This window comes from Patescibacteria group bacterium, assembly GCA_020148145.1.
Taxonomy (GTDB): domain Bacteria; phylum Patescibacteriota; class Minisyncoccia; order Minisyncoccales; family JAHCRE01; genus JAHCRE01.
This window is the reverse complement of sequence record JAHCRE010000016.1, coordinates 19,118-31,511: the sequence shown is the minus strand read 5'-3', so window position 1 is coordinate 31,511 and position 12,394 is coordinate 19,118. Positions and strand designations below refer to the sequence as shown.

Here is a 12,394-nt window from a genome sequence, read left to right as displayed (position 1 = left end):
AATAACTCTTGCAGGAGGGGAACGAGGTTTGTCTGTTATTTACTATTAGAGTAATGCAACCTCTTGGAAAGAGAAGAAGAATTTAAACCTTCCTTTTTATTTCCGCCCGCCCCGAGAGTTTAGGGGCCCACCGAAGGCGGGAGGATGTGGTCGGGACGCGAGGCGCTTTTGCGAAGCGAAACGCCCCGTCCTTGGGTGGGTTGTAGTCTCGGGGGTTTTGGTTTAACCCAGACCAAAAAAACCGCCATAATTAAGACAGTTTTTTTAGTTTATTGATGGAATTTTAAGTAAAAGTGTTTTAATAAAAATATCTATTTACAGACAGGTCGTCCGTAAGAATATGTATCTACAATGAGGCCGTTTTGGTCTCGTAAATAAAGTGTGTCGCAATAACCACTAGTGGTAATATCACTACCTAGATAAATATGCCACTTCTTTTCTAAAAAGTTTTCATCTCTGGAATAATTTATAAAACAGCCTTCATAGTTAAAATTTTTATTAAGATAAGATACACATTGTGAGTCACGGGAAATTCTCCAATCACTAGAATAATCGGGAACTTTACATCTTCCGAGACGGAGAATAAACCCTTGACAGCAGGGGCGAAGATGGGAGATTTCTTCTCTCTTTGGTTTTGGGCATTTTTTTGATAGGGAAATAATAAAATCGCGAGAGTTAGCCAAATAACCCATGCATTTATTGGGACGAAAGTTTCTACCTCTTCCTAAAGGATTTGAACCGCCAGACATATATATTTTATCCCCTTGTTTTACAAAAATACTTTTCTGAGGAATTGAATTATAACCAGGAAGATATTTTTCTATCCCTGCAGGAATAACAAAGCTACCTCCTCTTCCCTTAATATGCCAACCGGTGATATTAATCTCCTCTTCTTTAAGATAAGTCCTCAATGTTATTAAAGAGGAACGATAGGATGGTAGGTTTTCTGATTTTTGAATTCTTACGCTAGAAATTCTTACTTTCTCAAAATAGGGAGAAACATTCATTTTAAAAGTTCTCTTGGCTGGGGTGGGATCAACTGAATCTTTTATTTTCGCTCTAACTAAAAAAATATATTCTTTGGGTCCCGGTGGAAGGCTTATTGTTCTCTTTTTGGAATAAGTTTTTTTCCAATCATCATCGAATCCTTCAATTTTTGTCTCAAACGATACCCGCCCCTTAGTTTCTTCCGGAGAAATTTTTGCTTCAAATTCAAAAGTAACTTTATTCGTTTCTTCTATAATTTCCCCTTCTTCTGGACCGGCAGTTATATAGGTGTTGACCGAGATAGCGGACCCTTTGGGTTTTACTATCGCTGCTGTCCCAGCAGACTTTACAAAGGTTTGTTTTCCTGTAGATTGCTTTTTAGAAGCATTCCCTTGGGCTTGAGAAAAAATTCCTTGTTGTAAATTTTCCCACTCAATCGTTAAAAATTGCCAAAAATAAGAAAAGACCACAATCGCAACAATAATAGTTAAGATAGTGAAAATCGATTGCATAATATTATACTATATCATTTTTACACTAAAAAATCAAGCCTTTGGTTCTTTTGAAAACTCATCAAACAGGTTTTAATCTTACGGTACTTTTTGCCCTCGCCGCGTCAGGCGCGGCGAGGGCTTTTCTCGGGGTTTTATTTTGATATAATTAATTAAAGGCTAAACAACAAGTATGCGTTTAATAGTTAGCAAGAAGCAGGCCTTGAGGTATAAAATATAAATAATTAATTATATAAAAGTTATATGAAGATTTTAATTGTTGAAGATGAGGAGAAATTAGCTAAGGCATTAAAAGAAGGCCTAGAGAAAGAAGGCTTTACAGCTGATTTTGTTCTGGATGGCGAAGCCGGTCAACGCCGTATCGAGTTATATCATAATGATTACGATTTAATTATTCTCGATTTAATACTGCCTAAAAAAGATGGGCTTACCGTTTTGAAAAATATTAGAGAGCAGAGTATAGTCACTCCGATTTTAGTACTAACTGCAAAAGATACTACTGACGATATAGTCTCTGGTCTTAACAGGGGTGCTGACGATTATCTTGTTAAACCATTTTCATTCAAGGAATTTTTTGCAAGAATAAAAGCGCTCCTGCGCCGACCCAAACAATCTTTACCTATTGAACTTAAAGTACGAGATTTAACTCTTAACATTGTTACTAAAAAAGTTTTCCGCAATGGTAAAGAAATTCTTCTTACCTTAAAAGAATTTAGTTTACTGGAATATTTAATGCGCCATCCTAATCAGGTAATGTCCCGAGAACAAATATTATTTAATCTTTGGGGTTTCGAATTCGACTCATTTAGTAATGTCGTGGATGTGCACATCAAGAATTTAAGAAAAAAAATAGATTATAGCAATCAGGAAAAATTATTAGAAACGATCCGTGGTGTGGGTTACCGAATTAAAGGATAATCTCTTTTTTAAACATATTTTGTTGTTAAAAAGCTTCCAATTTTGGAGACTTTTTAATTTGAAATCTTCTCTTATTTAGTTAAGATAAGAATTTTTCAGCTTCATAGAAAATTCATCTTTGAAAGTTATAATTAAGATGGCTCTTTTAGGGGGGAAGGGCGAGCTATACCGGGTCTTGTCTTGCCCTTCCCTTGAAGGACCCCAATATTATTGGAAGGACATACGAGGTATCTACTTATCTACCATAAAGTGTATATGATAGATAAAACAAAACGTGCCATGGATAGGTCCCTCCATATAATATTATAATATATCCATGGCACGTTTTGTATAAAACTTTCACTTTTGCGATTTAATATATCTTAGTAAAAATATGTCTTAAAAGGACCGTAGATTAAGGAAAAAATTAAGGCGGAAGAGGTTGGAGCTAATGTGTTGTTTAACGATTATAACAATTTGTCGTAATTTAATTATGTGGGCGAGCAAAATAATATTAGTAAGCAAAAATATCCAGAACCAACTGTCTGTGCTTTAATCTTCAATCAAGAAGGCAAGGTTTTACTTATGACTTCTCCTAAATGGAAAGGAAAATATGTCATTCCTGGTGGACATATAGAACTTGGAGAAACAATCGAACAAGCATTTAAGCGAGAGATAAAAGAAGAAACAAACCTTAATATATTTGATATACAATTTATAACCCTACAAGAATTTATTTTTGGCAAGGAATTTCACAAGAAAAAACATTTTATTCTTTTTGATTATGTATGTAAAGCTAAAGACACTAACGTTGTTCTTAATAAAGAAGGAACGGAATACATATGGACAACTCTGGATGAAGCATTAAAATTACCCCTTGTAGAACCTGCCAGAACCATAATTTTAAAATACAAAGAAAAATATTCAAAGTAGACAAGTTCTAATATCATCCATTAAGGGGAGTTTTTCGACTCGCTCAGGGCAAGCCGCAGCCCGAGAGTTTTTAAGATTTTTGTTTTGTAGATAATCCTGGGAGTGTGATAAAATAAAAATACAAATTTAGATATTAAAGATGTCAGGCAAAAAAATGAGCAAAAACGTGAAAAAGCCTGAAGAGAGATACAAAATTTTATTTGAAGAGATGAAAGATATTGTTGTTTTTCTTGATAAAAAAGGGAGGATTATTGATATTAACCCTGCAGTTAAAAAAATAACTGGATTTAGTCCAAAAGAAATAAAAGGACACCATTTTAAAGAACTTAAGTTTATTAACTCCAAAAGTAAAAGAAGAATCGCTGAATATTTTAAAAAAAGATTAAGAGGAATAGAAGCCCCTCCTTATGAGATAGAAGGAGTCAATAAAAATAGGAAGAGGTTAGTAACTGAGGTAAGTGCTGCACCATTTATTATAGATAAAGGGAAAATTATTGGTTCTTTAGCAATTTTAAGAGATATCACCGAGCGCAAGAAGAGAGAAGAAGAAATTAAGAGCTATCAAAAGAAAATTGAATCACTTATCAATTCCTCATCTGACCTTATTTTTCTTAAGGACAAAAATTTTAGGTATTTAGTTGCTAATAAAGCGCATGAAAAACCTTTCAATATAAAGGTAAAAGATATAATTGGCAAGACAGACTTTGATTTTATGCCAAAAACAGTTGCTAAAGGTTGCAGGAAAAGTGACATAGAGGCTTTTAAATCTGGCTTTATCTCTAGAGAAGAATGGCTTGATGAAAAATGCTTTCATATTGTTAAACAAAGGGTTGAGAATGCAAAGGGAAAAGTTATAGGCATAGCAGCTGTTATTCGAGACATCACCGAGCGCAAGAAGATGGAGAAAAAGCTCAGCGAATCTGAAGAGAGGTTGCGGAATATATTTAGTTCATCTCCCGATGCTATTACAGTTACCGATTTAAATGGAAATATAATCGAGTGCAACCGGGCAACCTTGAATATGCATGGTTTCTCTGTAAAGGAAGAATTAATAGGTAAGAGAGCTTTTGATTTAATTGCTCAGAAGGACTGGCAGAGGGCATTAAAGAACATGAGGAAAACCTTAAAGCAAGGCTCCGTAAAAAATATAGAATATACTTTTTTGACTAAAGACGGTCGCGAGTTTCCAGCAGAACTCTCGGCGAGTATTATTCGGGATTCATCTGATAAACCTATGGCTTTCATGGCTATAACAAAAGATATCTCCGAGCGCAAAAAGGCTGACCAGGCAAAAACAGAATTTGTGTCCTTAACCTCTCATCAACTCCGCACCCCCCTGACTACCATTAATTGGTATTCCGAGATGCTCCTTCTTGGGAAAGCAGGAAAACTTTATAATCAACAAAAGAAATATTTGGAAGAAATTTATACCGCTAATCAGCAATTGGTAAAATCAGTGAATGCTCTTTTAAATGTTTCGAGAATAGAGCTTGGTATTCTTGGTATTAAGCCAGAGCCGATAAATCTTACAGAAATTGCAGATAGCGTGCTTAGTGGGCTTTCGCCACAAATTAAAAATAAAAAATTAAAAGTGGAGAAGAATTACTCCAAAAATCTGCCGATTATCAATGCTGATCCAAATATTATGCGTATTGTTTTCCAAAATTTACTTTCTAATGCTGTTAAATATATTCCTGAAAGGGGCAGGGTGAAGCTTTTAATTAAGAAACAAAAATCTGATGTACTTATTAAAGTTTTAGATACTGGATATGGTATTCCAAAAACTCAACAATCACGAATATTTACTAAGTTTTTTCGGGCTGACAATATAAGAGAAAAAGAGCCAGATGGTACTGGCCTCGGGCTCTATATTGTTAAATCGGTCCTGGAGCAATCTGGCGGTAAAATTTGGCTTGAATCAGAAGAAAACAAGGGTACCACTTTTTATGCCACAATTCCTCTAGAAGGAATGAAAAAGAAAAAGGGGAAGAAGAGATTAAATATTTAACTCGCTTTTTAAAATCTAAAATTAATTATTGTATATAATGGAGCAATCAACAAAAAATAAAACAATTTTAGTGGTTGAAGATGAGAGGGCTATGTTACAGATATTAGCTGATAGATTTACTGACGAAGGGTTTAGTGTGCTTGAGGCAAAAAATGGGGAGGAGGGATTGGAACGTGCCATAAAAGAGCATCCCGATTTGATTTTACTAGATATTATTTTGCCAAAGATGAATGGAATAACGATGCTTAAGAAGTTGCGAGTGGATAATTGGGGTAAAGATGTTCCGGTGATTATTCTAACTAATTTAAGCGATATGGGAACAATAGCCAAAGCCTTGAAAGACGGAGTTTATGATTTTTTGGTTAAAACCGACTGGAAACTTGAAGATATAGTAAAAAAAGTTAAAGAAAAATTAGAATTTAAATAAATCAATCCCCACTCAAAGGCTAGAAAATCATCCACGACTTTCAGTATAGCAATTGCCCTCGCCGCGCCTGACGCGGCGAGGGCTTAGGAGCTCACCGAAGGTGGGAGGATGTGGTCGGGACGCGAGGCGCTTTTGCGAAGCGAAACGCTCCGTCCTTGGGTGGGTTGTAATCTCGGACTTGACTCTTTCTATAACTTTTGTTAAAATATTTTAGTCAAGGAGGAAAAGCTCTTTGAAATATGTAAAAAAAGATATCGTGACCTGAATTGAATAAAAGAAGGTGAGATATTGAAAAAGAAAAAAGGATTAGAAGTGATTCTAAATATAGGGCTATTAGTAATACTCTTGTTATTGGTTTCACCATTCATCCTTACAAGGTGTCCTTTCTTAGTTAGTGCTGATTACGTCTTTATAACAATAGGACATAGCATGACTCCAGCGATGTTGCATGGCGACACAATATTAGTAAAAAGAGGCATAGAAGACATACGAGTCGGAGATATAATTTCCTTCAGGGTAGATTCAATACCAGTAGCAGTTGCCCACAGGGTAGTGGAGATACAAGAAAATCCAAGCTTCTTAATATTCAAGACAAAAGGAGATGCTAATGATGTACCAGACGACTGGGAAATAACAGCCGATCAAGTGATAGGTAAGGTGACAGATGTTAAATCGACTAGCTTTTTTACGACGCCATATATGCTATACGCATCAATCTTGCTGCCAGCTGATCTGATATTAATGAGAGTAGCTTACTGTTTCTTTAGAAGAAGTGCTCTGACTAAGAAATCTGAATATTCAGTGCTTAACTCAACTACTGCAATCCTTGCAATAATTCTTATACTTTCTGTAGGTAGATTATTAACCTTACTATTGAGTTTAATGGTCTAAACAAGTGCACGCTAAAAAAAGAAGGGAGGTTATTGAGATAGCGCTTGGAATAGTCTTTGGTATTACTATTGGAAAAATCATAGCTGGATACATTAATCAGAAGAGGCAGAGGAAAAAGCCTGACAAATGAGCTGATAATATAAATTCAGCTCTTTTTTATTTGAAAAAGATGGTCACCATGTCCCATAAGTAGGACATAGGTAGGACACGGATAGGGCATCGGTCAAAAGTAGTATCAAATCTATTTTTCTTCAAATAAAAAGCCCATTATTGGACACTTTTTTATCTTTCGTCAGAACTCTTATAGATGTGTTTAAAGCTTGTTAACTGCAATTTGGCCGCCTGGAGAAGTAAGTTATCATTTGACAAAGGAATTCTTAATATACTATTATTATTTAAATAAGGAGGTACTCGTTTTTCAGTTGTTCTTTATTTGCTCTTTGTTAGTTCTTTACTTTTTTCCTAGGTAAGTTTCCTAGGTTAAGGAGGGAAACTCATTATTGACGAAAGAATTTTTATTGTGTTATTATTTTAGTATTCCAAAACTATGAATATTTTCTCAATTCGTATCTCCAACTCAAAAAAAGTAAATTATTCCAAAAAGGCTCTAATGTTAATTTTCGTTGCGATTTTTGTAGGTGGCTTTGTATTTTCAGTGTTCAGTTTTTCTTCGCAGGCATTAGCATGTTCTTTTTGTCCATCTGAACCAACCTACGCTATTTCAGGAATGAAATTTAACGACAAAAATGGTAATGGAGTAAAAAATTATTGTGAGTCAGGTCTTCAAGGATGGACCATTACTATTGAGGGCCCTGAGCAATTCAGCGATTCCACTGTTACTAATAAGCGAGGTAAGTACAGGTTTTCTAATTTATCTCCGGGTTCTTACACCATCTGTGAAGTTCAGCAAGAAGGCTGGGAGCAAACCTATCCCACTGAAAATAATGGCTGTCACCTTGTCGAGATAGAAAATTATTGTAAGTATGGAATAAATTTTGGTAACTACCAAGAAGAGGAACCTGAGCCTTATTGTGGTGACGGAGTTTTAGATGATGGCGAGGAATGTGATGAAGGAGAAAACAATGGCCAAGAATGTACTCCTGAATATGGGTCCACTTGTACTTATTGTTCTCTCGAATGTGAAATTGTTGAATTAACTGGTCCTTATTGTGGCGATGGTATTTTAGATGATGGCGAAGAATGTGAATGCGATGGAGATTGTGACGAAGGGATGGTTTGTATTAATTGTATATGCGAAGAAGAAACTGTTGAGCCAGTATGCGGAAATGGAATAGTAGAGGAAGGTGAAAAATGTGACGATGGAAACATTGATGACGGCGACGGTTGCTCAAGTCAATGTCAATTAGAAGGTCCGGGGCCAGAATGCACTGACGCTGACGGAGATGGTTATTATGCTTATGACGAGATTTATTGTTTAGAAGGTGACGATTGTGATGACACTAATCCAGAAGTTAATCCTGGCGCTGAAGAAATATGTAATGATGGAATAGATAATGATTGCGACGGCGACATTGACGATGATGACACTGATTGTCAACCAGAATGCGAGCCAGAAGAAACACAATCATGTGATACTGGCCAATCGGGTATTTGTGCTGTTGGTACCCAAACTTGCGATGGAGACGGTTTCTGGGACGAATGTGTGCCTGACAATGAGCCTGTCACTGAAATTTGTGACAATGATTTAGATGACGATTGCGATGGTTATGCAGACTGCGATGATAGTGACTGCGAAGGGGATCCAGCCTGTGAAGTTACTCCCGGTGGTCCTGTCATGACCGGTGGTCCTGGTCCTACTCGTTTAATTATATTTAATGAAGAAAACGAAGAGGTTCAGGCCGATACAGCTACTGTTACTTGGCTTACCAATATTTCAGCTACCAGCAGGGTGATTTATGATATTGTTTCTCATCCTACTTTAGGCGACGCCCCAAATTATGGCTATGCTAATTCAACTATTGAGGATCCAACTAAAGTCACTTTCCATACAGTAACAATTACTGGTTTAACTCCTGATACTACTTACTACTGGCGAGCAGTTTCTCAAAGTTCACCTGAGATTTTAGGGGATGAGCTAACCTTTACTACCGGAAGCGCTGAAGAAGAAGGTGTTGAAGAAGAGGTAATAGAGGAAATTTCTCTTGAAGATATAGAAAAGGCACTGGAAGAAATAGGGGATAGGACAGAGGCATTAAGAGAAGAGATAGAGAAAATTTCTCCTCCAACTCCACCCGAAGTTCCAGAGGTTGAGGTTGAAGAAGAGATTATTGAAGAAGTTGAAGAAGAAGCAAAACCCGAGGAGGAAGAAAAACCTGAAGAGGAAGAAAAACCTGAAGAGGAAGAAAAATTAGCCGAAGAAGAAGAGGAGCCCAAAACAGGCTTAGAGAAACTTTTAGCAGCAGTTGTTAGTTTCTTTAACTTCGAAAACCTCTGTCGTCTTTCCTTCCTTGTTATAGTCGTATTAGTTATCTTATTCTTGTTATCTAAAAAGAAAAGAGAAGAGAGAAAGAAGCGATGGATTTTACTTCTTGCTACGGTTATATTAGTTATTTTGTACTGTTTCTTCTGCCGTTCGAGCTGCTGGATTTTACTTCTTGTTACAGTGATATTAATTATTTCATCCTTGTTATTTAGAGAGAAAAGGAAAGAAGAAAAGAAGGAATGGACTGAGCTCTAAGTAGACGAAGTGATATTCTGATTTGAGCTGAAATAACCTCGGAGTTATTTTATCATTTCTACTCAGTTAAAAAAAATCGCCAAGATGGCGATTTTTTGATTCAGAATAAAAAATATGTTAAAATCTCTCTTGATGACTATTACTATTTGTGCTAGTGCAAAATTTGCTAAAGAGATGATTGAAGCAAAAAAGATTTTAGAAAGAAGTGGACATAAAGTTTTACTTCCAGAGATGGCAGAGAGTTTTGCAACTGGCAAAGTTAATTTGGATGATTTTAAAGGTGGTAGAACGGTTGCCGATTTTAAGAAGAAACATAATTTAATAAGAAAACATTTCAAAGAAGTTAAAAGGGGAGATACTATATTAGTTTTAAATTACGATAGAATGGGAATTAAAAATTATATCGGCGGTAATACTTTTGCCGAAATTGCTGTTGCATACTATTTAAATAAACCAATTTATATACTCAACCCAGTTCCTGAGGAAATGCCTTACACAGAAGAAATTAAAGCAATGGAACCTATTGTCTTAAATGGAAACTTAGAAAAAATTCATTAATTTATTAGTTTTTCATGACTAAAATAATTTTAGCTACAGCCTCTCCATATCGTAGGGAGGGATTTGAATTTTTAGGAATTGATTTTGAAACAAAAAGGAGTAATGTGGATGAATCTCAAGTAGACAGGGCTAACCCTGAAAAGTTGGTAAGAACTCTTTCAAAATTAAAAGCTGAAGCAGCTGCCAAAAGTTATTCTGATGCCATTATAATTGGAATGGATTCAGTTGGATATTTTAAAGGTCAAATTCTTGAAAAACCAAAATCAAGAGAAGAGGCATCCCAGAGATTGAAGTTTCTTTCAGGAAATAATCATCAATTTTATACAGGAATTTATATGATTAATATAGCTCTAAATAGAGCGATTTCAAAGGTGATTAAGACAGAAGTTTTTATGAGAAATATTTCAGATAAAGAGATTAATAAATATCTTGATGAAGACCCTCATTATAACACCTATGCCTTAGGTTATGATCCTCTAAAACATTCCAGCTCAGCATTTATCCAAAGAATAGAGGGAAGTTACAACAATCTTTTAAGAGGTATTCCTTTAGAAATAATTGTTGAAATGCTTCCCGATGTCGGTTACAAAAAATAGTCTATTTTTATTTCCCATTCATTGACCCGAGGACTTTCCTCGGGTTTTATTTATCTTGACAAATTAAAATTTATTTGCTATAATGTAAATGTCTGAAGAGTGAATACTCAAAAGACCTTCTTCTTAATCCCGGCTAATATGCCTGGAAATTAAGGGAAGAAATACGGAAAGCACCTAAACAAAAAAATAAACGGAAAAAGGAGGGAAAAGAAAGAATGAAAGATAGGCTAAGAGCCAAGATTTGGCAGGTTGTTGAGCGGTACTTAACCGAAGAAGAAACAATTCATGGGCTTCCTCATACCCGTCGAGCCTACTCTAGCTTCAATCTCTTTAGAAATAGTAATCCATTGGTTAGCAATGAACTCCTAGATGCACTAGAATGTGCTATTGTGTTCCATGACGTCGGCTATACCATATCTGAAGAAAACCATGCGGTTCGTTCCGCGAAGATTCTGAATGAATTGTTCCAAAATGAGCTTTCGGATGTACAACACCAAGAATGGATTCTATATGCTATTGCTAATCATTCAACAGGCCTAGGCGGGCATGAACCGAGAGATGAAAAAGACCTTTGTTTAGCCCTTCTAGTAGTCTTTGATCATATGGACTCTATTGGGGCAATTGGAATCTATAGAATTATAAAAGATTGGAGCTCTAGAATTCCTTTGATTCCTAAAGGAACTGATTCGTTGGAAGAAAAAGTCAAATATTACCTCGATTACCCAGAAAAGATTACCAGGGAGCAGATGATAATGAAAAAGAACTCGATCTTAGAATTTTTAATCTTTGACTACTGCGTTACGTCTGAGATTCTTTCTCCAGTCAGAAGTCTTCTTAAATCAGCCCTTAAAGAAGAAATACAGAGGAGATTGGAAGTAATGAGAGATTTCATTGAAGATCTTTGCCGGATAGCTATCTTGGGGAGGAAGTCATAAGGCAGTCCAATTAAGAGGCTGTCTTTTTTTATTTACACCCCACAAACCGAGAGTTTTTCTCAAGCCTTTATTTCTTTATCTCATTGACAAATTTTATGATATTTGTTATAAAGAAAAAGCTTTTTAAAATAGAGGGTGATAGAAAATGGAATTAGGTGTAATCCAAGGTGTTGAAATCAACAGCGAAAAAGAACCTCCAGAAACGATTTGGTTTATTCAAGAGCTTATGATAAGAAGTATTCTCGTTGATAAACTTAAAAAGATAAATTTTAAAGTAAGTGGTGTTCTAGTTAAAGAGGGTTATCAAATTCCCGACCAAAAACAATTTGACCATGACTTTAAGAATCTACTTCAGAATATAGTGCCTAAAATAAGCTGAGAGAAAATACTCAGCTCTTTTTTATTCAAACCCCTACCAGTTTGGCTCTAAACCATCCACCCTTGCCCTTGTCCTCACCGCGTCAGACGCGGCGAGGACTTTTCTCGGGGCTTATTAATTCTTGACTAAAATTTTCTATTTTTATATTATGAAAACACAGTCCTTTAAAAAAGGGGTGAAAAAAATAGTTAAAATATCTAAAGCTGATCAACTAAGATGGCTTAAGAAGCCTTTTCCCAAGAATATCCTTTGGCATTGGTGTCCTCGTTTGGGTGATTTCATTAAAGGAGGCTCCATAAGTCTTGCTCGGTTACCTCCTAAAGAATGTGATGGTGGCGAAGATGTTACCAAAAAATGTGAATATTATATTAATTCTTCCTGTACGCATCCTGACAAAACACCATACTGGTGAGTATAGCAGGCCCGAAAACCTAATAGACCCCATAACGCATCAGTGATCCATTGAACAAAATAATCTGAAAGCGGCACATAAAGGTGTCGCATTTTTTATGCTAACTCCTAATTAGGAAATAAAATTAAAAACTAGCTCTTAGGCTAGTTTTTTTGATAAAT

Annotated in this window: 12 protein-coding genes; 11 read left to right on the top strand and 1 reads right to left on the bottom strand. The window is 35.8% G+C overall.

Features of this window, described 5'->3' with window-relative positions; translation table 11 throughout:
- Positions 1-311 precede the first annotated feature (311 nt).
- Complete coding sequence (locus KJA15_02225) at positions 312-1,499, bottom strand: hypothetical protein (GenBank protein MBZ9572122.1); 1,188 nt, start codon at positions 1,497-1,499, stop codon at positions 312-314.
- A 243-nt stretch (positions 1,500-1,742) separates the two neighbouring features.
- On the opposite strand from KJA15_02225, the gene KJA15_02220 reads away from it, so the two are divergent.
- The 11 genes from KJA15_02220 (at position 1,743) to KJA15_02170 (ending at position 12,233) form a co-directional block, all read left to right on the top strand.
- Positions 1,743-2,417, top strand: coding sequence for a response regulator transcription factor (locus KJA15_02220; protein ID MBZ9572121.1), 675 nt, complete (start codon positions 1,743-1,745; stop codon positions 2,415-2,417).
- A 474-nt stretch (positions 2,418-2,891) separates the two neighbouring features.
- On the top strand, positions 2,892-3,329 hold the full coding sequence (locus KJA15_02215; GenBank protein MBZ9572120.1) for an NUDIX domain-containing protein: 438 nt from the start codon (positions 2,892-2,894) through the stop codon (positions 3,327-3,329).
- Positions 3,330-3,468: 139 nt separating this feature from the next.
- Entirely contained in the window at positions 3,469-5,337 is a 1,869-nt protein-coding gene (locus KJA15_02210; protein MBZ9572119.1) for a PAS domain S-box protein, read from the top strand.
- Between the two features lie 37 nt (positions 5,338-5,374).
- Complete coding sequence (locus KJA15_02205; GenBank protein MBZ9572118.1) at positions 5,375-5,764, top strand: response regulator; 390 nt, start codon at positions 5,375-5,377, stop codon at positions 5,762-5,764.
- Between the two features lie 288 nt (positions 5,765-6,052).
- The gene (locus KJA15_02200; GenBank protein MBZ9572117.1) at positions 6,053-6,655 is read left to right on the top strand and encodes a signal peptidase I; all 603 of its coding nucleotides are present in this window, start codon (positions 6,053-6,055) and stop codon (positions 6,653-6,655) included.
- A gap of 547 nt (positions 6,656-7,202) precedes the next feature.
- Positions 7,203-9,353: a fibronectin type III domain-containing protein gene (locus KJA15_02195; protein MBZ9572116.1), complete on the top strand. Its 2,151-nt coding sequence runs from the start codon at positions 7,203-7,205 to the stop codon at positions 9,351-9,353.
- Between the two features lie 114 nt (positions 9,354-9,467).
- Positions 9,468-9,911, top strand: coding sequence for a hypothetical protein (locus KJA15_02190; GenBank protein MBZ9572115.1), 444 nt, complete (start codon positions 9,468-9,470; stop codon positions 9,909-9,911).
- A 14-nt stretch (positions 9,912-9,925) separates the two neighbouring features.
- Positions 9,926-10,507, top strand: coding sequence for a septum formation protein Maf (maf, locus tag KJA15_02185; protein MBZ9572114.1), 582 nt, complete (start codon positions 9,926-9,928; stop codon positions 10,505-10,507).
- Between the two features lie 215 nt (positions 10,508-10,722).
- A complete protein-coding gene (locus tag KJA15_02180; GenBank protein MBZ9572113.1) occupies positions 10,723-11,442 on the top strand; it encodes a hypothetical protein in 720 nt (239 codons plus the stop codon).
- 145 nt (positions 11,443-11,587) lie between these two features.
- On the top strand, positions 11,588-11,821 hold the full coding sequence (locus KJA15_02175) for a hypothetical protein (GenBank protein ID MBZ9572112.1): 234 nt from the start codon (positions 11,588-11,590) through the stop codon (positions 11,819-11,821).
- 148 nt (positions 11,822-11,969) lie between these two features.
- Positions 11,970-12,233, top strand: a complete 264-nt coding sequence (locus tag KJA15_02170; GenBank protein ID MBZ9572111.1) for a hypothetical protein — start codon at positions 11,970-11,972, stop codon at positions 12,231-12,233.
- Positions 12,234-12,394: the final 161 nt, after the last annotated feature.

Coding starts and splice junctions, on each gene's coding strand:
- KJA15_02205 (MBZ9572118.1), top strand. CDS start 5,375: ATGGAGCAATCAACAAAAAATAAAACAATTTTAGTGGTTGAAGATGAG.
- KJA15_02220 (MBZ9572121.1), top strand. CDS start 1,743: ATGAAGATTTTAATTGTTGAAGATGAGGAGAAATTAGCTAAGGCATTA.
- KJA15_02180 (MBZ9572113.1), top strand. CDS start 10,723: ATGAAAGATAGGCTAAGAGCCAAGATTTGGCAGGTTGTTGAGCGGTAC.
- KJA15_02175 (MBZ9572112.1), top strand. CDS start 11,588: ATGGAATTAGGTGTAATCCAAGGTGTTGAAATCAACAGCGAAAAAGAA.
- KJA15_02190 (MBZ9572115.1), top strand. CDS start 9,468: ATGTTAAAATCTCTCTTGATGACTATTACTATTTGTGCTAGTGCAAAA.
- KJA15_02225 (MBZ9572122.1), bottom strand. CDS start 1,499: ATGCAATCGATTTTCACTATCTTAACTATTATTGTTGCGATTGTGGTC.
- KJA15_02210 (MBZ9572119.1), top strand. CDS start 3,469: ATGTCAGGCAAAAAAATGAGCAAAAACGTGAAAAAGCCTGAAGAGAGA.
- maf (MBZ9572114.1), top strand. CDS start 9,926: ATGACTAAAATAATTTTAGCTACAGCCTCTCCATATCGTAGGGAGGGA.
- KJA15_02170 (MBZ9572111.1), top strand. CDS start 11,970: ATGAAAACACAGTCCTTTAAAAAAGGGGTGAAAAAAATAGTTAAAATA.
- KJA15_02195 (MBZ9572116.1), top strand. CDS start 7,203: ATGAATATTTTCTCAATTCGTATCTCCAACTCAAAAAAAGTAAATTAT.